The following is a 20,383-nucleotide window of genomic DNA, read 5'->3' as shown; positions in this document are numbered from 1 at the left end:
ACAAAAACATTGCTATACTCGCCGGTTTTGACAATCTGGTCGACCGTCTGTGCCTAACTCCTCGCCGCTGTTTATCCGGGGTATTCACAACCTGCCAATAGCTGATGATGGCAGTGTGGTGACTATTGGCTCGTTTGATGGCATTCACCTTGGTCATCAGGCGATTCTTCAGCAGTTGCGAGAGGAATCACATCGGCTGGACTTGCCGTCGGTGGCGGTAATTTTTGAACCTCAGCCGCGGGAGTTCTTTGGTGGAGAGTTTGGCGGTGAGCAGGTGCCGGCGCGTTTGATGCGCTTACGGGAGAAAGTCACCGGATTGTTTGCCCAGGGAATCGACCGGGTTTGTTGCCTGCAATTTAACGCCCGCTTTCGCAGTTTTACGGCCAGGGAGTTTATTCAGCAGGTTCTGGTTGAAGGACTGAGAGTGCGCAGCCTCATTATCGGCGACGATTTTCGCTTTGGCTGCGACCGGGATGGAGATTTTGCTCTATTGCAGCGGGTCGGCAGCGAGCAGGACTTTGCGGTGCAGGATACCCGCACTGTTAGCCGCAATGGCGAGCGCATCAGCAGCACCCGGGTACGCCGGGAACTGGATGCGGCCAACTTTGATGAAGTGGCAGCGTTGCTGGGCAAGCCTTATAGCATCAGTGGCCGAGTGGTGCGCGGCCAGCAGTTGGGGCGTCAGTTGGGGGTGCCCACCGCCAATATGCATTTGCATCGCTACCGGGCGCCTTTGAGTGGCGTGTTTGCGGTTCAGGCAGAGGTGGCTGGGCAGCAGCTGCAAGGTGTGGCCAATGTGGGGGTGCGCCCCACGGTGGAAGAAAGTGTTAAACCGATTCTGGAAGTGCACCTGTTTAACTGGAGCGGTGATATCTACGGTCAGCGTATGACGGTCACTTTCCGCCATAAAATTCGTGAAGAAATGAAATTTGCCTCGCTGCAAGAGTTGCAGGGGGCCATAGCAAACGATATTGAACAAGCCAAACAGTTTTTTGGGCTGTGACGCCAGTGTGAAGCCAGAGATATGACTGACTATAAAAAGACACTTAATCTGCCAAAAACCGCTTTCCCCATGAAAGCCAATCTTGCCCAGCGTGAGCCGGGCATGTTGAAGGCGTGGCAGGATAGCGGCATCTACGAAAAAATCCGCGAAGCCCGCGCCGGCCGCGACCAGTTTATTCTTCACGATGGCCCGCCCTACGCCAATGGCGATATTCATATCGGCCACGCGGTGAATAAAATTCTCAAAGATATCGTGGTCAAATCGCGCACCATGAGCGGCTTCGATGCACCTTATATCCCCGGTTGGGACTGCCATGGCCTGCCCATCGAACACAAGGTGGAAACCAAAAAAGGCAAGGCCGGCGTCAAGCTGCCTCACAAGGCGTTCCGCGACGAGTGCCGCAAGTACGCCAAGCGCCAGGTGGAAGGCCAGAAAAAAGACTTTATCCGCCTTGGTGTACTGGGTGAGTGGGACAATCCGTACCTGACCATGGACTACCAGTTTGAGGCGGACATTATCCGCTCACTGGGAAAGATCATCGATAACGGCCACCTCACCAAAGGCTACAAGCCGGTGTACTGGAGTGTGGTGGGCGGTTCTGCATTGGCGGAAGCGGAGGTGGAGTATCAGGATAAAACCTCGTTCTCCATCGATGTGGCTTATCCGGCAGTGGATCAAGAGGCTTTTGCCGAGGCGCTGAATGCTGAGGGCGAAGGTGAGATCTCTGCAGTTATCTGGACCACCACTCCCTGGACTTTACCTTCCAGTCTGGCGGTTAGCCTGCATGGGGAATTGGATTACGTACTGGTGCAAATCCAGCGTAACGGTGTCTCGCAACGATTATTGCTGGCGGAAGCGCTGGTGGAATCTGTGGTGGCTCGCTGGGGTGTGGAAGCACACACAGTTGTTGGCCGTTGCAAGGGCGCAGCACTGGAAAACCAGTTGTTGCAACACCCGTTCTATGAGCGTCAGGTGCCGGTAATCCTTGGTGATCACGTGACCACCGATGCTGGTACCGGTGCAGTACACACTGCCCCCGACCATGGTGCTGAAGACTTTGTGGTAGCGAAAAAATACGGCATCGAAACCGTTAATAATATCGACGACAGTGGCCTGTTCCGGGACAAGGTAGAGCTGTTTGCTGGTGAGCACGTGTACAAGGTCGATGAAAAAATCATTGCCGTGGTGGAAGAAAACAATCGCCTGCTGGCGCAAAGCAAATTTGAGCACAGCTACCCGCACTGTTGGCGCACCAAAACCCCGCTGATCTTCCGTGCCACTCCTCAGTGGTTTGTGAGCATGGACAAAAAAGGCCTGTTGGAGCAATGTCAGCAAGCGGCGGATGAGGTGCAATGGCTGCCAGGCTGGGGTAAAGCCCGTATCGACTCCATGCTGGACGGCAGTCCGGACTGGTGTATCTCCCGTCAGCGCACCTGGGGTGTGCCCATCGCTGTGTTTGCCCATAAAGAAACCGGCGACCTGCACCCGGAAACGTCGCGTTTGATCGAAGAAGTGGCCCTGCGGGTTGAAAAAGACGGTATGGACGCTTGGTACGATCTGGATGCCAACAAACTACTGGGTGCTGAAGCGGATGACTACCAGAAAGTCACCGATACCCTGGATGTGTGGTTCGATTCAGGTGTCACTCACAACGCGGTGGTGAATCGCCGTGACAATCTGAGATTTCCAGCGGATTTGTATCTGGAAGGCTCTGACCAGCATCGTGGCTGGTTCCAGTCTTCCCTAAAAACCTCCATCGCCATGAATGGTGTGGCGCCCTATAAAACCGTGCTGACCCACGGCTTTACCGTGGATGCGGACGGCCGCAAAATGTCCAAATCCTTGGGCAATACCGTGGCGCCGCAAAAGGTGATGAATGAGCTGGGCGCCGATGTGCTGCGCTTGTGGGTGGCAGCCACGGATTTTAGTACCGAAATGAATGTGTCGGACGAAATCCTGAAGCGCACTTCCGATTCCTACCGTCGTATTCGTAATACCGCTCGTTACTTTCTTTCCAATTTGGATGGTTTTGATCCGGCAGAGCACCTGGTAGCTGCTCAGGATATGCTGGCTCTGGATCAGTGGGCGGTTAGTGTTACTTCGCAGCTTCAGGAAGAAGTAAAAGCCGCTTACGACAGTTACAACTTCCACCTGATTTACCAGAAAGTACATAATTTCTGCGTCAATGAAATGGGTGGTGTTTATCTGGATATCATCAAGGATCGCATCTACACCGGAAAAACCGACAGCTTGGCGCGCCGCTCGGCGCAAACCGCGTTGTTTCATATTGCCGAAGCCTTTACCCGCTGGGTAGCGCCGATCCTGAGTTTTACCGCTGACGAAATCTGGGGCTTTTTACCCGGCGAGCGCACTGAATCGGTATTGTTGGCGGAATGGTACGAATTGCCACAACTGGAAGATGCTTGCTTGAGTGGCCAGGAATGGCAGCAGTTAATCGCAGTAAAAGAAGCGGCCAACAAGGCCATTGAAGCCAGCCGCAATGAAGGTGTGATCAAAGCCGGCCTTGAGGCTGAAGTGACCCTCTATGCAGAGCCACAGCTGCAAGCCGTTTTGGAAAAACTGGGTGACGAGCTGCGCTTTGTGCTGATTACCTCCGGCGCGACGGTTGAGCCCCTGGAAAAAGCGGGCGAGATAGCGGCCAGTGAGCTGCCTGGTTTGGGTGTGGTGTTGACCAAATCCAGTCACGCCAAATGCGAACGCTGCTGGCACTTCCGCGAAGATGTGGGTAGCAACAGCGAACACCCGACGATTTGTGGGCGCTGTGTGGACAATGCTTTTGGCGATGGCGAGCTTCGTCAGTTTGCATAATGCCCATCGTCATCCCTGCTTTACGGTAATGGCACTATCAAGCGGAATATTATGAATTTTAAACAAGCTCTACCCTGGTACCTGCTGGCACTAGTTGTGATTGTCCTTGACCAGTTTACAAAGTGCTGGGCAGTGGCGGATTTGCAGCGATACCATCCTGTGGAAGTCACCAGCTTTTTTAATCTAACACTGGCTTACAATCCCGGCGCCGCATTTAGCTTGTTCGCCGATGCCGGTGGCTGGCAGCGTTGGTTCCTTGCAAGTTTATCGGGTGCAGTATCTGTGGCGTTGGTTATCTGGATTGCCAAGCTGTCCCGTACTGAGCGACTGCTGGCCATTGCTTTGGGTTTGGTCTTGGGTGGTGCAGTTGGCAACCTCTATGATCGGGTGGTGCTTGGACAGGTAGTAGATTTCCTCGATTTCCACTGGCAGGGCCGCCATTTCCCGGCATTTAATATCGCCGATTCGGCCATCTCCATAGGCGCAGTATTGCTGGTCTGGGAAACGTTATTTGGTCACCGCAACAACGATGAGGAAAAAACCAGTGAGTGAGTCTATTTGCGAGGGTGCTGAGGTTACTTTGCACTTCTCATTGAGCTTGGAGGACGGTCAGCTGGTGGATTCCAATTTTGAGGGTGATCCTGCCACCTTTAAGGTTGGAGATGGAAACCTGTTACCTGGTTTTGAGCAGTCATTGATAGGCCTTAATGTCGGTGCTCGTGAGCGCTTTGCGGTGCCGCCGGAGCAGGGTTTCGGCCAGCCTAATCCCAATAATATCCAGCAGGTATCTCGATCTAGCTTTGATAAAGACGCTGAGCTTGAAACCGGTCTAGTAATGACGTTTCTTGATGCTAATAAAGTGGAAGTGCCTGGTGTGGTGGCGGAATTTGACGATAACACTGTGACTGTTGATTTTAACCACCCACTGGCTGGGCGTACTATCCTGTTTGATGTTCACATTGTTTCGGTAACTGTGCCATGACAACCTCCGCCAATATTCGTCTTGCCAACCCTCGCGGCTTCTGTGCCGGTGTGGACCGTGCCATTGATATAGTTGAGCGCGCCCTAGATAAATTTGGTGCGCCCATCTACGTGCGCCATGAGGTGGTCCACAACAAGTACGTAGTCGACAACCTGCGGGAGCGTGGTGTGGTGTTTGTGGATGAGCTCCACGAAGTACCCGATGATGTCATTGTGATTTTCAGTGCCCACGGGGTTTCTCAGGCGGTGCGCAATGAAGCAGAGCAGCGCAATCTGAAAGTATTCGATGCCACCTGCCCGTTGGTGACTAAAGTGCATATGGAAGTGATGAGGTACAGTCGAGATGGCTGCGAGTGTGTGCTTATCGGCCACGCCGGCCACCCGGAAGTGGAGGGCACCATTGGCCAATACGACAAATCTGCCGGTGGTGATATCTATCTGGTGGAAGATGAAGAAGACGTGGCTAAGCTGGAAGTGCGCAACCCGGATATGCTCGCCTACGTAACTCAAACCACACTTTCCATGGACGATACCGCGCGAGTGATCGACGCTCTGCGGGCTAAATTCCCAAAAATCCACGGCCCGCGAAAAGACGATATCTGCTACGCCACCCAAAACCGTCAGGATGCGGTAAAACAGTTGGCACTGGAAAGTGATCTGGTGCTGGTGGTGGGCTCGCCCAATAGCTCTAATTCCAATCGCCTGCGCGAATTGGCAGAACGCTGTGGCTCAACCGCCTACCTGATTGATTCAGAACAGGATATTCAAAGCAATTGGCTGCAAGGTGTTTCCTCTATCGGCATTACCGCCGGGGCCAGTGCCCCGGAGCTATTGGTAGAAGCCGTTATTGAGCGTTTACGCAAGCTGGGTGCCAGTGCTCCGCAAGAACTCGATGGTGAACCCGAAAATATTCGCTTTTCGGTTCCCAAAGAACTACGTGCCTGAACGTTTTCGCAAACCTCAATTTGTAATTGCCAGCAAAGCTCGGCGCCCTCTTGCTTAAAAACGCCCTATTTTTAGCAAAATTCATACTTTCAGCTGAGCAGCTTATCGCTTCTTTTATGCCGCTCATCCTGTTTGCGAAATCGTCAAGAGTTACCGGTCTGCTAAGTGCCACCAATAGTCGATTGCCGCGGGTGTGCCGTTGAGCAATCCACTACAGTAGCGGCATGAAAACTCTACGCCCAAAATACGTCAAACAACGGGGTTTTACCCTGATCGAATTGATGGTTACCGTCGCCATTTTCGCCATCTTGGTGGGTATTGGTGTACCGGCCATGAATAACTTTCTCAACAGTAACCGCCATACCGCTCATACAAGTGCCTTGAAGCAGGCGATCCAGTACGCTCGCAGTGAAGCAGTGGCAAAAAATGAAGATGTCAGTATCTGTGCCAGTTCTGATGGCGCCAGCTGCACAGGTAACTGGAATCAAGGGTGGATTGTAAGATTAGTGTCCGATGGCACCGTATTGCGAGTATGGAACGGCTTGTCAGACAACTCCACCCTAGCCGGACAAACTGTCAGCTTTACATCTAGGGGCGAGTCTAGTGGCGCTGTTACCTTCACTATTACAGATCCGTCTGGCTCTCATGTCAGTAACTTGAATGTGAACAATGTGGGCTGGGTGACAGTGTCTAGAAGCTACGACGGCAGTAGCTCTAGTTCCGGAGGAACCAGCGGTGGCTCAACTTCAGGTGGTAGTCCGACAGAGGGTGGTAACTAAAGTGTTTCATTTCAGTATTCAGCAAGCGCGCAGCTGCAAAGGCGCGACTATGATTGAGGTGTTGATCTCCCTGTTTGTTCTCGCCATCGGTTTGCTCGGTGTATTAGGAATGCAGGCAGAAGGAACCAAAGCCAACCAGCGGGGCATGTTTTCTACTCAAGCGGCGTTTTTGGCTCAGAGTATGGCGGATCGGATTCGAGTTAATGATGCTCCCACTGCGGCCAGCACCAGTAGTGGTAGATATGATGGTACAGATACTGGTGGTGACCCAGGCACGCCCGCCTACAGTGGCGGTACGGATTGTGGGAGTTCCGCTTGTGGTTCTGCTGCCTTGCTCGCCTTTGACCAATCTCAATGGGAGCAAGAACTGGAAACACAAATTCCTTCGGGGCAGGGTGCGATTGATTGGGACAACGCTACACAAACTTATACGGTATCCGTGATCTGGCAAGTGCGCACAGGTGATGATGGTGGCGATGATAACCGCGCAGATAGTATCAACATTAGTCAGGCGGACTGTGGTGCTATTGATCCACCTCAAGGATTTGCGTGTTATCGCATGGAGGTGCGCCCATGAACCGTTTCCAGGGTTTTACACCACATACAGTAAAGGGGCTGTCATTGGTGGAGTTAATGATCTCTATTACGCTTGTGTCCATTATTTTGGCGGGAGTGGTAAAACTTTACTCTGATTCACACCGGAGTTCTCTGGCCAATGAGGGAGTTGCGCGTACCCAGGAAGGGATTCGTTATGTGTTGGATCATATTAGCAGAAGCGCCGCTCGAGCCGGGTATATGGGCTGTGCCCAGTTCAACCCTCAGGGTTCTGGTGATAGTTCAAATGTGTTGAATTTTATTGATACCTCAACTGATACAGGCAGATTGTACGATTTTGAAGATGGCCCTGTATTTGGTACCAATGATAATGGCTTAAATGGCAGTGATACGCTTGTTCTCAGGTCGGCTATCACAGGTTCTGGGGTTAGGGTCACTAGCTCAGACGATGATTCAGTCACTGTTGATGCGGGTGAATTGGCTGCCTCTGGTATCGAGAGAGGCGATGTAGTTATCGTCAGCGATTGCGCCAATATCAATATTTTTATGGTCACTAGTGACCCGGAAAGTACTAATGTGCTTCAGCATAGTGCTATTGAAATCAATGACGTGTCCAATGTGACTATCGCTAGTGCTGATAGAACAAGCGAAGAAGACGAAAATCCGTTTGGCCGTAGCAGCTTGGGAATGTTGTTTCCTGCCACTGGAGCCAGTGTTGCTTACAGTATTGAAACTAGCGTAGAGGCTACTACTGCCTGTAGTAATGCGAATCCAGAATCCTGCGCTCTATTTTCTAATGGTGAAGAACTGTTGCAGGGGGTAGAAAATCTTCAGGTGCGTTTTGGTGAGCGCACAGGCAATTCGGTTCGGTACAGAGATCCAGATGTAGGGATTGACTGGCAGGAAGTAGTAAGTGTTGAGCTGACGTTAACTATGAATTCAGTAGATCGAGCTTTTAGTCGTCAGGATGGTGTAGATGGTGGTGGCGATGGCCTGGTGCGCAAAAATGTTACTCACGTAGTTGCTTTGCGCAATGGTGTTCTGTGAGTAAGGAGCTGACTATGAATTTATCAGTTAAGCAGCGTGGTGCAGCACTGATTGTCTGTCTGATTGTACTGCTGGTCATGTCAATTATTGGCGTTACCTCAGTGTCCAATTCGACCATTCAACAGCGTATGGCGTTTAACCTGCAACAACAGCAGTTGGCGGAAAATGCCGCTGAACATGCATTACGAACAGCTGAAATTTATGTTTCCAATAACATAAATTCCCAGGTGGACTTGCAAACATTTTTGCAAGATGGAAATCGTGGCAGCAACTTCTTTACCTTAGTGCTTGAAGATACCCAATTGGATGACCCTGGGCTCATTTGGGATTTTTCAGACGTTTCGCTTTGGCGTTCAGGCAACGGTATCGCTGCTCCAGGTTTAGCAGATGACGTAACTTCTCAGGATCCTCGTTACGTTATCGAATATGTAGGCTGGTCTGAAGAGCCGATACCTACACTTAATGGCAGTGGTAATACCCGCCAAATAGGTGTCCTGTCACAACAGAACAGGGCGGTTAATTTTCGCTATAAATTTCGCATCACTGCGGTTGGTTGGGGGGTAGACCCAAACGCCTACTCAATCCTTCAATCCACATATCAGACAATTCGTATCACAGACAGTAATTGACAGATTTGCTGTGAGGTAGACATGATGAAAAAAGTAAAACAGTTAACAGCGATAGCGGCCAGTGTTGCCATGGTTTTACAGCCTGTGGCTGTTATGTCTGCGCCTGGCACATTGTCGCAAGATCCTTTGTTTATTGGCACTAATGTACAGCCCAATATCCTGTTTATTGTCGATGACTCCGGAAGTATGGACTGGGAAATATTGAAATCCTCCGGTGCTAATGTGGCTCACCCCACCACGCGCAATCGGGATAATCTAGATTTCACGCCAGATAATAATATTGAGGATTTTGAGCTTTGTGCTGGCTATAACGTGATGGCTTACGACCCATCGCGTACTTACTCACCCTGGATTGGCTTGGACGAAGATGATGTTGCTTACTCTGACAGAACTTTGGCAACGGCACTGAATAACCCATATGACAACGATGATCTGGACGATGTCACTGCTCACATCTATTTTGTCTGGGATGATGCCAATAATGATGATGTTTATGCCAATGGGGAGTGCCCTAGTTTAGATGCTGCATTTGGTGCTGGTAGTACGGATATTACCGCTGCTTGTGGGGCCACAGACGGCTGTTTTGTGGTGTCTACTGATTTGAATGCAGATGCCCAGCAAAACTATGCGAACTGGTACAGTTATTACCGCAAGAGAGAGTATGTAGCGAAGCGAGCACTGTCGGAAGTTATCGATCAATCCACTGCCCGAATGGGGCTGGCAACCCTGCACAATAATAACACCGTAGGTACACCCGTTAGCGATGTGGATAATATTACCCTGCCGGTAAATTCAACAGCAAATACCAACAAGGACAATCTTGCGGATAGCCTTTTCAATATCAATTCTTCTGGTGGTACCCCATTACGCCTGGCATTGGAAAGAGCGGGTAATTACTTTGAAGAAAGTGTAAGTACAGGAGTCAGTACTTTATTTGGTTCAGCGCCACCTGTAGATAGCGATACTCTTTCAGATACGCCTATATTTACTGATGCCAACGGTGGTTCCTGCCAGAAAAACTTTACTGTTTTATTATCAGATGGCTTCTGGAACGGTGGGGCGCCGTCAGTAGGAAATACTGATGGTCCTGGAGCTGGCAATACCGCTTTTGATGGTGGTTCCTACTCTGATGAGTTCAGTAATACACTGGCCGATGTGGCTATGGATTTTTATGAGCGAGACCTCGCTCCCAGCCTTGCCGACAACTTAACCACATCAGTTGTAGACCCTAACTCCGCCCAACATATGGTGACTTATACAGTGGCCTTTGGTGTGGATGGCACGGTTTTAGCCAACCCTACTGATAGGGATGCAGCTTTTACTTGGCCAGAGCCTGTTGCCAACGCCAACACAACAACCGATGACATGCGCCATGCCGCTTGGAACGGTCGTGGTGAATTCTTAAGTGCCGCAGACCCTCAAGAGTTGATCGATTCCTTTAACGACGCTCTGGATGATATTCAAAGCCGAGTTTCGTCAGCGGCCTCGGTATCTTTTAACTCTACGAGCTTGGATAACGGTGCTTTGTTGTTCCGAGCTGAATTTAACCCGGCAGGTTGGTCTGGTGATATCCGTGCTCTGTCGGTAACCAGTACTGGTATCGGCGGCGTGCAATGGAGCGCTGCCTCTGGCTTAAACAGTGCTTCTACTACGGCTGATGGTCGGGAAATTATCACTTATAACGGCACTCAGGGTGTGGCATTCCGCTGGCCGAGCAACCATAACTCACCTAACAATACTGAGCTTTCTTCCACGCAGATAGCGGATTTGACCTTTGGTGTTACGGACCCTGCCGAAGAGTCTGCTTTTGGTTTGGATTTGCTGAACTATCTTCGCGGCGATTTTTCTCAGGAAGTTCAACAAACGGATGATATTCGTCAATTCCGCAATCGCCTGGGCAGCCGTTTGGGAGATATTGTTCACTCGGCACCAGTTTTTGTAGGTACGCCGAACGCTCCATACCCTGATGATATTGCCGGTAGCGGTAATCTCTACTCCAACTTTATTCGCAATAACAACAATCGCCGCCAAATGATTTATGTGGGTGCCAACGACGGTATGCTGCATGGCTTTGATGCCAACAATGGTGCCGAGGTATTTGCTTATATTCCTGAATTTCTGTCTTCTAGCAGCAGTACCCAGGAAGGCCTACACTATCTGGCAGATGATGATTACTCTCATCGCAGCTATGTGGACTTAACCCCCACCGCCCAAGATGTATTTGTCAATGGTTCCTGGCGCACCTACTTGGCGGGAGGGGTTCGTGCTGGTGGCCGCGGTGTCTATGTGCTAGATGTGACTAGCCCTAGTGCTCTGAGCAATGCAGAGAGCAATGCGGATGATATTGTAGTTACCGAACTGGACAGCAATGATGACCCAGACCTGGGCTTTACGTATAGCCAAGTCACTATCGCCTTGATGAATAATGGCCGCTGGGCGGCAATTTTTGGCAATGGCTATAACAATACCGGCAGCGGTACCGCACAAATTTTTATTCTATATCTGGATGATGGTACTCATATCAAGCTGGATACAGGCGTTGGCGACAATGATCCGAATACCGCCATGGATAACAATGGTATGTCCACACCAGAAGTGGTTGATTTGGATAATGATGGCACCGCTGATCGAATTTACGCAGGTGATGTATTGGGCAATATGTGGGCCTTTGATGTGTCATCAAATAATTCAAGCGCCTGGGGCAGTGCTTACGGCAGTGGGCCCACTTACACGCCGTTCTTTGTGGCAGGTGATTCCCAACCAATTACATCCAAACCATCAGTAGGCGCACACCCAACTCGCAGCTTGCGGGCAACGTCGCCCAACTTACTGGTAACTTTTGGTACTGGTCAGTACCTGACAGATTCCGATATCTCCAGCTCCGATGTGCAATCTTTCTATGGGGTTTGGGATGCTGGCGTCGGTGGTTTAAGTAGAAACAATCTGGTTCAGCAAACTATTACGGAATCCACGTTGGATGATGGTTCAGTGGTGCGAACCAATAGCACCAACTCCGTTAGTTATAATTTGACCACTCGCGACGAGCTGGGCTGGTTTATCAATTTACTGACTCCAGGCAGCATTGCCGAACGCAATGTGGTTGACCCAGCGATTCTAGGGCCCATTGTATTTTTTAATACCTTGATCCCTGAAGGAGCACAGTGCGCCTTTGGTGGTACAGGGTTCTTGATGAATGTGGATTTGTTGACAGGAGGTCAGCCGCTATTCCCGGTTATTGATATCCCCAATAACAACGGAGTGTATTCCGGTATCGAGTCTACGGGTGTGCCGACCGCGCCAACCTTTGTGTCAAACCGGGATGCTGATTCAGGTCGTGATGCCACTCGTTATGTGAACACCAGTCGGGGTATTGATAGTGGCAATATCAGCTTTGGCAGTAACGAATCCAGCCGTACATCCTGGACTAACCTGACGCGATAAATTTTGAAGGTGCCAATAATGAAATTAGTTACGTGTATTTTTCTAACTCTGGTGGCTATGCCGCTTGTTGCTTTGGCCGATATCAGTGGTCGTGTGGATCGAATTGACTATACAGCTTTGGAAATTGTTGTTGATGATTCTTTTTACAAGCTGCCAGTCAGTGTCGAAGTGCGTGGTAAGAATGGTGAATCTGAAAGCCTTTTCGCCATAAAAGCCGGTATGTATGTCCGGTATGCAACAGAGCTAAGAAATAACAAAAAGTCCGTGGTATTAAGAATTCTAGATGGCCCCGTGGTAGAAAATGATAACGGCCAAGAAGAGTCGCGCAGGTGATGATTATGAAGTGCGATTTAAATAAACGATCCTATAGCGGTTTCACCTTGGTAGAAATTATTATTGTTGTGGCTATTGTGGCCATCCTGGCGGCCATCGCGTTGCCTGCTTATCAAGAGCAAGTGCGAGAGACTAGGCGCTCAGATGGCAAGGGTTTTTTGTTGGAAGTTGCTGCTGCTCAAGAGCGTTATTTCACACAAAACGTATCTTATGGCACGTTAGCAGAGCTGGGTTATGCTGGTAACGAAAGCCCGGAAGGGTACTACACTATTGCTTATACTGCGCTAAATGCGGGGCAGGGCTTTCGATTGACCGCGACACCACGAATAGACGATCCGGACTGCACGACATTAACTTTGGATCACACGAATATGCGTCAGGCCACAGGTGCAGCGCCAGATGAGTGTTGGGATTGATTGTACCAACCGTCGTTCTCAACAAGCGATATTCTCTCCACCGGAGCGATTCTCAACGCCATCTCCATTGGTATCCTTGCCGTATCTTCCTCGCCCGGTTCTGGAAATAATCAATAACCGGGCATTTTCCGCTTTGCCACTGGCGGGGCAATAAATCAAACTACCAAAAGTACTGTTGGTGTGGCCCTGCGGCGTCATCTGCACATAGCGGCGACCAGCTGAAAACGACCAGTGCAATTGGCTGTTCTCTGGCAGTGGTTGCATTTCCCGGTATAGTTGATCGTCGCCGTCAATTTCCCGATTTTTGTTGCAATCGGAGAATACGATTACTGGTGCATTCATATTGCGGGAGCATTGAGTGCGATTGTCACTGGGGCACATGACGGTATGGCAACCATGATGCACCGCGTTTTCTCGCGCCAGTGCTACCAGATTGCGGACTTCGCGGATAACCGCTCGGGACTGGTTGCGTTCTAGAAAGTCGAGCATGGGCTGAACCGCGATGGCAATCAATACGCCAAGAATAGCGACACTGGCCATTAGCTCAATAAGTGTGAAACCGGTTATTTTTGAATGAAATGGTAAAGCGGGAAACAGCCGTGACGTGCCCATGATTCCTCCCTGAATCGTGCGAAATATATGTAAATCTTCCTTAATCTGTATCAAGCATAGTCCATCCTTAGGCCCGTTGCTTGATCATTCTCGATTACTCCATTTCCATGCCCAACTTCTGTATCTTGTAGCGAATTTGCCGCAGGGTCAGGCCCAGATCCCGGGCAGCGGCGGTGCGGTTGCCTTTGTGCTTTTGAATCGCCACTTCCAGAATTTGCCGCTCAATGCTTTCCAGATACTCGTCCACAGAATCCAGGTTGTCGACGAAGTGCTGATCGATGGGCTCTCCTGCGGTGGCTTCGCGCTCGCCGTTGCCGGATTTGAGTTGCAGATCGTTGGCATGAATCTGATCGTTATCACACAGAGTCATAGCGCGCTCGAGAATATTCTCCATTTCGCGAACATTGCCAGGGAAATGATATTGCTTGAGTGCGTTGAGCGCGTTTTCTGATATTTCAGCTTGCAGGCCAGACTCTTTGGCCAGTCGCTGCAAAATCGCTTCGGCCAGCTCCGGAATGTCATCTCGGCGCAAACGTAGGCTGGGAACCGGCAGCTCAATGACGTTAATGCGATAGTACAAATCTTGTCGGAAGCGGCCATCTTCCACTTCCGCTTCCAAGTCTTTGTGGGTAGCGCTGAGGATGCGAATATCGGTATCGATTTCTCTCTCTTCACCCACAGGTCGCACGGCTTTTTCCTGAATGGCCCGCAGCAGCTTTACCTGCATGGACAGTGGCAAGTCTGCCACTTCATCCAGAAATAGTGTGCCGCCTTCGGCGGCTTGAAACAGGCCTTGTTTGTCTTTGTGGGCACCTGTAAAGCTGCCTTTTTTGTGGCCAAAAAATTCGCTTTCCATCAACTCTGAAGGAATAGCGCCACAGTTCACTGGGATAAATGGACCATTGGTGCGCGGGCTTAGATAATGAATAGAGCGAGCTACCAATTCTTTACCACTGCCCGATTCGCCGCTGATAAATACCGGCGCCTGGGTGCGGCTGACGCGACCAATTTGGCTGCGCAGCTTTTCCATAGCTGCGGAGTGTCCCAGCAGCCCGGGGATACTGGTCTGGCTGCCCGGCGAGCTTTCACTCAATTCCAGAGCGGAGCGGACGATAGCTCGCAGCCGAGCCAGATCTACGGGCTTGGAGACAAAATCAAAAGCACCTTTCTTTAACGCGTCTACAGCAATTTCCATGTTGCCGTGAGCAGTAATCACCGCCACTGGCATTTGTGGACAATGTTTTTGAATGTGCTCTACCAATGAGAGTCCGTCGCCATCTGGCAGGCGCATATCGGTGAGGCAAAAGGTAAAATTATCCGTATTCAACAGACTGATAGCACTGGCGATATCGCCAGCTTCGGCGACATCCAGTTCCAGTTTTTGTAGGGTGTAGCAAAGCAGCTCGCGGATATCCGGTTCGTCATCTACTATCAGCGCGCGGCCTTTGGTGGTGCTATCACTCATCTAGTTTTCTCCCGGCAACAGGCTGTTGGGGTGGGCAAAGCCGATGCGAAAACACCCCTGGTGTTGGTTATCGGAGTTGCTGGTTGGTAAATAATTGAGTGTAGCAAAGTTGAGTTCGCACAACTCCCGGCATACATACAAACCCAAACCAGAACCCTGGTGTGAGGTGGTAAAAAACGGTTCAAAAATACTGTTCTGCTCAGCGCTGGGCACGCCAGGACCGCGGTCAAACACGTCCAGGTAAGGGTGACCACTGACGGCGTCAATACTGGGGCGCAGCTCGGCCCAGTATTCACCAGTTTTTTCGTGGCTGTAGCGAATACCGTTATCCAGCAAATTACTCAAAATCTGCGTCAGGTGGGATGGATCAAACAGTACTCTGCAGCGTGGGGCATCGTCCAGTTGAATGGTGATATCCTGGTTTCTCCCTTCACAATAGTCGCGAATAAACCCCTTGAGCCAGCTGTTCAGTTCGAGTTTTTTCAAGTTGGGGGTTTGCTGCCGAGACAACTGCATTACGTTTTCGATCAACTGATTTACCCGATCAGACTGCTTCTTGATGATTTGAATCATCCGGCTCTGTGCACCCAATGCAGGGTCTTCTTCCAGTAGCTGTGAAGCATGGCTGATGGCCCCCAGCGGGTTGCGAATTTCGTGGGCAATACTGCCTGTGAGGCGGCTTAGGGACGACTGTTTGATTTGCTGGGCGTGTTGCGCCAGGGTGCGGGTGTCTTCCAGAAAAATCAGAGTTTGTTCTGAGCCATCTTCGCCTTCTTCCAGTGTGGTGAAATTGGCCTGTATCTCGCGGCTGGCGCTGCGTTCTTTAAACGGTTTGGTGCGTAGCCAAGGTGCTTGCCGCCACTGCTTCAGTTGATTGTGCAAGGTGGGTGCGAGTTGGATGGAGTGATCCGGCGCCAGGGCGCCGGATACCGGGTGGCCACCCAGCAGTTGCAGAGCAGCGTCATTAATTAACTGGATGGTATCGCTTTTATCGATAACGACAATGCCAGTGCGCATACGCCGGACAATGTATTCATTCAGCTTTTGCAGTTGCGAAGCACTGCGAGTTTTTTGCAGGGCCTCTTGCTGGGCACTGTGCAATCGGCGGGTCAACAGTTGAAATATCAGTGCGGTGACAAACAGCAAGATGCCCAACAGGCCAGCCTGGAATACGGTATTACTGGACGATGCCTGATTGAGTAGCCCGCTGGCGCTGGACACAATCACACACACGCTGGCAGACGCGGCCAATAGCAAGGCTAACTGCCCGGACACAAACAGGCTGCCCGCCGCTACACATACCACCAGCAAAAATGCCAGGCCGCTCTGAATACCACCACTGGCGTTCATAAGCACGGTAATGGCGACAATATCCAGAACCAGGGCGGCAAAAATCTGTACCGTTCTGGGGGCGAAACCTTGCCGTGCGAACAGCAGCAGGGTCACCAGATTGAGACCGGCGTAAGTCGCAACGCCATACAAAAATACGTTGGGTTGGCTGGTGCCGAGAATTTGATCGCCCAGACCACTGAGATACATAAACAGTAACAACAGGGCCAGCAAAAAGCGGTAGTAGCTGTAGACCCGCAGCAGGTTACTGTTGTTGTAGCGCTCGCTGTGGCTAGAGCTTACGGGCATAGAATCAGTCGTATACCGTGGGAATGGGTTGGCGCTTATGCTGGGTGCGCTGGTAAATAGCGATCAGCTTGTCATTCACCTCATCGGAAACTGGCTTGCCTTCAAGGAAGTCATCGATTTCGTCATAGCTCAGGCCCAGCACCGCCTCATCTGCTTTAGAGGGCTCGAGGCACTCCAGATCCGCAGTTGGCTCTTTGTGAATCAACTGTTCTGGAGCGCCGAGAGTGTTGGCCAGCTGGCGCACCTGGCGTTTACTTAATCCAAACAGTGGCGCCAGATCACAGGCGCCATCCCCGTGCTTGGTGTAAAAACCGGTCACGTTCTCTGCTGAATGGTCAGTACCCAATACCAAGCCGCCCAGTAAGCCTGCTACTTCGTACTGCACCACCATGCGCGCCCGGGCCTTAACATTGCCCTTGACGAAATCGATGTGGGAATCACTGGCGTTTAACAGCCCGTGCTCCCTCATCATGCCCAGAGTTTCTTCGTGAATGCCGTCGGCTCCCAGACGAATATTGACCGGCAAGGACTCACTGGGTTGGATAAACTCCAGCGCAGCTTGGGCATCGTGCTCATCGGCCTGCACGCCGTAGGGCAGGCGCAGGGCAATAAACTGATAGCCCCCGCCGTGCTCCTTGTTGAGGCCGTCAACGGCCAGTTGCGCCAGGCGACCACAGGTGGATGAATCCACACCGCCACTGATACCCAGTATCAGATGTTTGAGTCCGGACTGTTGCAGTTGCTGCTTAATGAAATTGACCCGACGCTCAATTTCGAAGGTTGGGTCAATTTCCGGCAATACTTGCATCTCGGCAATAATGGCGGCTTTGTTCATAGAGTTAATCCGAGTGTCAGTCAAATAAACCAAAAGTGAGTCGGCTCAACCAAGAGCGCTTTTCCTGTTTTTCGTTGCGCTCTTTGCGATTCTCTGCCTTGTAGATGGAGTTGTACTGGTCGCGACTGTCGTAACCTGGCGGCCGAGGGTTGTCCACCAACCCAAAAGACAGCTTGTTGAGCCAGGAACGTTGTTCGCCACTCACATCCTGGCTGAAATCAAACTGACCATCGTTGTTAAAAGCCGGGTGTTGTGGGTAATTGCTGGCCAGCACAGCGACGGTACTATCGGCGAGATCTTGTTGGCCCAACAGGTAATAACCTTGTGCAAGCACCGCCAGTGCATCTGCTACCGCAGGGGTTTTAGGGTAGTTTTCCACCACAAAGCGACCGCGATTCACTGCCGCCAGGTAGGCACCACGGCGGAAATAGTAGTTGGCCACGTGAATCTCATAGCGAGCCAGGTGGTTGCGCAGGTGAATCATGCGCTTGCGGGCATCGGCGGCGTACTGGCTGTTGGGGTAGCGTTTCAGTAGTTGGTTAAAGGCATCAAAGGATTCACGGGCTGCGCCCGGATCGCGCTTGGTACCGTCCACAGGCAGTGAGCCGCCGAGTACACTGCGGCTCTCGCTGTAAGAGGCCAGGCCTTTGATGTACAGGGCATAGTCGATTTGAGGGTGCTGCGGTTGCAGGTCAATAAAACGATCGGCCGCGGCGATGGCCGCCTGATAATCGCGGCTGCGATAGTACGCGTGTATCAACTCGAGCTGTGCCTGCTCTGCGTACACGCCAAACGGGAACTGAGCCTCAAGCGCTTGCAGGTTTTGAATCGCCTGTTCCCAGTTATGGGAACGAACATCGCGCTCGATGACTTCGTAAAACTGGCGTTCGGTGAAGCCGGCGGTTCTGCTGCTGTCGTCTTCGTCGACGGAAGAGCACCCACTCAAACAGATAATCAGGCCGAGGCAAACACAGAATCTTGAACGCAACCTTGATTGCAAGAATAACGAAGGCAGGTTTTTGTGCAGTTGTATTGATAATATACGCATCTTGGCGCGTCCCTCACAAAAACCGCTATTTAACCATAGGCAGAAGGGCGACAAAAGACACCCCATGCCCACCATTCAAGAAGTTGGAGTAACGATTGAGCTCACAGGATTACAGCGAATCTGTGGATTTGGAGGCTACTACAGAGTTGACTCACAGTGGCAAACGCCTGGACCAGGTAGCAGCGGAGTTGTTTTCGGATTACTCCCGCTCGCGCATCAAGCAGTGGATCGACGAAGGCGCGTTAACTGTTAACGGCGAAGTGCGTAAACCCAAAGACCGGTTGGTTGGGGGTGAGCAGCTGATATTGCAGGCTACTGTAGAGCCTGCCGGTGAGTGGCTGCCTGAAGCGATGCCGTTAAACATCGTCTACGAAGACGACCACCTTTTGGTGGTCAACAAGCCTGCCAATTTGGTGGTGCACCCGGCGGCGGGCAACCCGTCAGGAACACTGCTTAACGGCCTGCTCCACTATTGTCCGGCGCTGGAAACCGTCCCCAGAGCAGGCATTGTTCACCGTCTCGACAAAGACACCACCGGTCTGATGGTGGTGGCCAAAACTCTGGCGGCCCACAACGATTTGGTGCAGCAACTACAGGCTCGCAGTGTCAAACGGGAATACGAGGCGGTGGTGCAGGGCACCATGACCGGAGGCGGTACGGTAGAAGCGGCGATGGGTCGTCACCCGCGATCGCGTACCAAAATGGCAGTGGTCTCTTTCGGCGGCAAAGAGGCTATTACTCACTACCGCCTGATTCACAAATTTCGCAGCCATACCCACATACGTTTGGGGTTGGAAACCGGCCGCACCCACCAAATTCGTGTGCACATGGCTCATATTGGTCACCCATTGGTGGGTGACGCCACCTACGCCGGGCGTATGAAGTTACCCAAAGGGGCCAGTGGTGAATTAGTAGAGCTACTGCGCAACGGCTTTAGGCGTCAGGCGCTTCACGCGGCGTCCCTGGCTCTGATCCACCCCGACAGCGGCGACATTATGGAGTGGGATGCACCCTTGCCAAAAGATTTTCAACAGTTGTTAACGGTATTGGAAAACAATGAAACTGATTCGGCCTGATTGGCCTTTACCCAATAATGTGCATGTGGCGATTACCACTCGGCAGGGCGGCTATAGCTCTGCCCCTTGGCAAAGTGCCAATTTTGGCCTCAACAGCGGTGATGACTGTGCAGTAGTGGAGCGCAATCGTTGTGCGCTGCAACAGCAGCTGGGTCTTGAGTCCACACCGCACTGGTTAGGTCAAGTACACGGCACTGAGGTCCTTGGCGTTGAAAACTCTGCTCCCGAAGATGAAGCTGATGGTGCCATCAGCCGGGAACCGGGTAAAGCGGCGGTGGTGCTCACTGCAGATTGCCTGCCAGTACTCTTTTGCAATCGAGCTGGCACTGTGGTGGCGGCAGTTCACGCTGGCTGGCGTGGCCTTGCCAACGGCATACTGCGCAACTGTGTAGAGGCGATGGATGTTGCCAACAACGAGTTGTCTGCTTATTTGGGACCCGCCATCTCACAACCGTGCTTTGAAGTGGGGCCGGAAGTGCGCGAGCAATTTCTAAAGCATGCGTTAAACGACGAACACAGGGGTCGTATTGAAGCCAGTTTCATGGCCGGTGAGGGAGATCGCCTGTTGGCGGATATTTACCAGTTGGCCCGAGCAGAACTTAACCTGTTGGGAGTCACCGATATTCACGGTGGTGATTTTTGCACCTACAGTCAGCAAGAGTTGTTTTATTCCTATCGCCGCGATGGGGTCACCGGGCGCCTGGCGTCGTTAATTTGGCTTGAATAGCAGTTGCGCAATCCGGGTGTGAGA

19 protein-coding genes are annotated in these 20,383 nt (G+C 51.5%); 14 read left to right on the top strand and 5 right to left on the bottom strand.

Annotation, left to right across the window (positions count from 1 at the left end; genetic code table 11):
* The first annotated feature begins 49 nt into the window (after positions 1 to 49).
* The 12 genes from ribF to KFE80_06235 all read left to right on the top strand — a co-directional run bounded on the left by ribF (position 50) and on the right by KFE80_06235 (position 12,958).
* Complete coding sequence (gene ribF, locus KFE80_06290) at positions 50 to 1,003, top strand: bifunctional riboflavin kinase/FAD synthetase (GenBank protein UTW46482.1); 954 nt, start codon at positions 50 to 52, stop codon at positions 1,001 to 1,003.
* A gap of 21 nt (positions 1,004 to 1,024) precedes the next feature.
* Positions 1,025 to 3,832, top strand: a complete 2,808-nt coding sequence (gene ileS / locus KFE80_06285) for an isoleucine--tRNA ligase (GenBank protein ID UTW46481.1) — start codon at positions 1,025 to 1,027, stop codon at positions 3,830 to 3,832.
* A 51-nt stretch (positions 3,833 to 3,883) separates the two neighbouring features.
* Positions 3,884 to 4,384, top strand: a complete 501-nt coding sequence (locus tag KFE80_06280) for a lipoprotein signal peptidase (GenBank protein ID UTW46480.1) — start codon at positions 3,884 to 3,886, stop codon at positions 4,382 to 4,384.
* The gene (fkpB, locus tag KFE80_06275) at positions 4,362 to 4,814 is read left to right on the top strand and encodes an FKBP-type peptidyl-prolyl cis-trans isomerase (protein UTW46479.1); all 453 of its coding nucleotides are present in this window, start codon (positions 4,362 to 4,364) and stop codon (positions 4,812 to 4,814) included. The genes KFE80_06280 and fkpB overlap by 23 nt, the downstream gene beginning before the upstream one ends.
* Positions 4,811 to 5,758 (top strand): 4-hydroxy-3-methylbut-2-enyl diphosphate reductase, encoded by a 948-nt coding sequence (ispH, locus tag KFE80_06270; GenBank protein UTW46478.1) that lies wholly within the window; start codon positions 4,811 to 4,813, stop codon positions 5,756 to 5,758. The genes fkpB and ispH overlap by 4 nt, the downstream gene beginning before the upstream one ends.
* A 224-nt stretch (positions 5,759 to 5,982) precedes the next feature.
* Complete coding sequence (locus KFE80_06265) at positions 5,983 to 6,537, top strand: GspH/FimT family pseudopilin (GenBank protein UTW46654.1); 555 nt, start codon at positions 5,983 to 5,985, stop codon at positions 6,535 to 6,537.
* Between the two features lie 49 nt (positions 6,538 to 6,586).
* Entirely contained in the window at positions 6,587 to 7,114 is a 528-nt protein-coding gene (pilV, locus tag KFE80_06260) for a type IV pilus modification protein PilV (protein UTW46477.1), read from the top strand.
* Positions 7,111 to 8,139, top strand: coding sequence for a prepilin-type N-terminal cleavage/methylation domain-containing protein (locus KFE80_06255; GenBank protein ID UTW46476.1), 1,029 nt, complete (start codon positions 7,111 to 7,113; stop codon positions 8,137 to 8,139). Before pilV ends, KFE80_06255 begins: the two co-directional genes overlap by 4 nt.
* Before the next feature lie 14 nt (positions 8,140 to 8,153).
* Positions 8,154 to 8,768, top strand: a complete 615-nt coding sequence (locus tag KFE80_06250; GenBank protein ID UTW46475.1) for a hypothetical protein — start codon at positions 8,154 to 8,156, stop codon at positions 8,766 to 8,768.
* Positions 8,769 to 8,789: 21 nt separating this feature from the next.
* Entirely contained in the window at positions 8,790 to 12,209 is a 3,420-nt protein-coding gene (locus KFE80_06245; GenBank protein UTW46474.1) for a hypothetical protein, read from the top strand.
* A gap of 18 nt (positions 12,210 to 12,227) precedes the next feature.
* Positions 12,228 to 12,542 carry a hypothetical protein gene (locus KFE80_06240; GenBank protein ID UTW46473.1) on the top strand — a complete coding sequence of 105 codons (315 nt, stop codon included), beginning with the start codon at positions 12,228 to 12,230 and terminating at the stop codon, positions 12,540 to 12,542.
* A 5-nt stretch (positions 12,543 to 12,547) separates the two neighbouring features.
* Entirely contained in the window at positions 12,548 to 12,958 is a 411-nt protein-coding gene (locus KFE80_06235; GenBank protein ID UTW46472.1) for a type IV pilin protein, read from the top strand.
* Positions 12,959 to 12,976: 18 nt separating this feature from the next.
* Here the strand turns inward: KFE80_06235 and KFE80_06230 are convergent, their stop codons facing one another.
* From KFE80_06230 to KFE80_06210, 5 genes are all read right to left on the bottom strand, one after another.
* On the bottom strand, positions 12,977 to 13,570 hold the full coding sequence (locus KFE80_06230) for a GspH/FimT family pseudopilin (protein UTW46471.1): 594 nt from the start codon (positions 13,568 to 13,570) through the stop codon (positions 12,977 to 12,979).
* Positions 13,571 to 13,664: 94 nt separating this feature from the next.
* Positions 13,665 to 15,035 carry a sigma-54-dependent Fis family transcriptional regulator gene (locus tag KFE80_06225; GenBank protein UTW46470.1) on the bottom strand — a complete coding sequence of 457 codons (1,371 nt, stop codon included), beginning with the start codon at positions 15,033 to 15,035 and terminating at the stop codon, positions 13,665 to 13,667.
* Positions 15,036 to 16,673 (bottom strand): HAMP domain-containing histidine kinase, encoded by a 1,638-nt coding sequence (locus tag KFE80_06220; protein ID UTW46469.1) that lies wholly within the window; start codon positions 16,671 to 16,673, stop codon positions 15,036 to 15,038.
* A 4-nt stretch (positions 16,674 to 16,677) separates the two neighbouring features.
* Entirely contained in the window at positions 16,678 to 17,508 is an 831-nt protein-coding gene (gene nadE, locus KFE80_06215; protein ID UTW46468.1) for an ammonia-dependent NAD(+) synthetase, read from the bottom strand.
* Between the two features lie 16 nt (positions 17,509 to 17,524).
* A complete protein-coding gene (locus tag KFE80_06210) occupies positions 17,525 to 18,556 on the bottom strand; it encodes an outer membrane protein assembly factor BamD (protein ID UTW46467.1) in 1,032 nt (343 codons plus the stop codon).
* 122 nt (positions 18,557 to 18,678) lie between these two features.
* On the opposite strand from KFE80_06210, the gene rluD reads away from it, so the two are divergent.
* Positions 18,679 to 19,632 (top strand): 23S rRNA pseudouridine(1911/1915/1917) synthase RluD, encoded by a 954-nt coding sequence (gene rluD / locus KFE80_06205; GenBank protein UTW46653.1) that lies wholly within the window; start codon positions 18,679 to 18,681, stop codon positions 19,630 to 19,632.
* Positions 19,613 to 20,359, top strand: coding sequence for a peptidoglycan editing factor PgeF (pgeF, locus tag KFE80_06200; protein ID UTW46466.1), 747 nt, complete (start codon positions 19,613 to 19,615; stop codon positions 20,357 to 20,359). Before rluD ends, pgeF begins: the two co-directional genes overlap by 20 nt.
* Positions 20,360 to 20,383 lie beyond the last annotated feature (24 nt).

This window comes from bacterium SCSIO 12696 (assembly GCA_024397955.1).
Classification (GTDB): domain Bacteria; phylum Pseudomonadota; class Gammaproteobacteria; order Pseudomonadales; family Porticoccaceae; genus SCSIO-12696.
The sequence above is the reverse complement of the archived record's forward strand: the minus strand, read 5'-3'. Positions and strand labels throughout refer to the sequence as shown.

What these genes read in the sequence shown, in the direction of transcription:
- KFE80_06235 (UTW46472.1), top strand. Translation starts at nt 12,548, where the DNA reads ATGAAGTGCGATTTAAATAAACGATCCTATAGCGGTTTCACCTTGGTA.
- ispH (UTW46478.1), top strand. Translation starts at nt 4,811, where the DNA reads ATGACAACCTCCGCCAATATTCGTCTTGCCAACCCTCGCGGCTTCTGT.
- KFE80_06245 (UTW46474.1), top strand. Translation starts at nt 8,790, where the DNA reads ATGATGAAAAAAGTAAAACAGTTAACAGCGATAGCGGCCAGTGTTGCC.
- KFE80_06255 (UTW46476.1), top strand. Translation starts at nt 7,111, where the DNA reads ATGAACCGTTTCCAGGGTTTTACACCACATACAGTAAAGGGGCTGTCA.
- fkpB (UTW46479.1), top strand. Translation starts at nt 4,362, where the DNA reads ATGAGGAAAAAACCAGTGAGTGAGTCTATTTGCGAGGGTGCTGAGGTT.
- KFE80_06230 (UTW46471.1), bottom strand. Translation starts at nt 13,570, where the DNA reads ATGGGCACGTCACGGCTGTTTCCCGCTTTACCATTTCATTCAAAAATA.
- KFE80_06265 (UTW46654.1), top strand. Translation starts at nt 5,983, where the DNA reads ATGAAAACTCTACGCCCAAAATACGTCAAACAACGGGGTTTTACCCTG.
- KFE80_06250 (UTW46475.1), top strand. Translation starts at nt 8,154, where the DNA reads ATGAATTTATCAGTTAAGCAGCGTGGTGCAGCACTGATTGTCTGTCTG.
- KFE80_06240 (UTW46473.1), top strand. Translation starts at nt 12,228, where the DNA reads ATGAAATTAGTTACGTGTATTTTTCTAACTCTGGTGGCTATGCCGCTT.
- KFE80_06210 (UTW46467.1), bottom strand. Translation starts at nt 18,556, where the DNA reads ATGCGTATATTATCAATACAACTGCACAAAAACCTGCCTTCGTTATTC.
- pgeF (UTW46466.1), top strand. Translation starts at nt 19,613, where the DNA reads ATGAAACTGATTCGGCCTGATTGGCCTTTACCCAATAATGTGCATGTG.
- KFE80_06220 (UTW46469.1), bottom strand. Translation starts at nt 16,673, where the DNA reads ATGCCCGTAAGCTCTAGCCACAGCGAGCGCTACAACAACAGTAACCTG.
- pilV (UTW46477.1), top strand. Translation starts at nt 6,587, where the DNA reads ATGATTGAGGTGTTGATCTCCCTGTTTGTTCTCGCCATCGGTTTGCTC.
- KFE80_06280 (UTW46480.1), top strand. Translation starts at nt 3,884, where the DNA reads ATGAATTTTAAACAAGCTCTACCCTGGTACCTGCTGGCACTAGTTGTG.
- ileS (UTW46481.1), top strand. Translation starts at nt 1,025, where the DNA reads ATGACTGACTATAAAAAGACACTTAATCTGCCAAAAACCGCTTTCCCC.
- nadE (UTW46468.1), bottom strand. Translation starts at nt 17,508, where the DNA reads ATGAACAAAGCCGCCATTATTGCCGAGATGCAAGTATTGCCGGAAATT.
- KFE80_06225 (UTW46470.1), bottom strand. Translation starts at nt 15,035, where the DNA reads ATGAGTGATAGCACCACCAAAGGCCGCGCGCTGATAGTAGATGACGAA.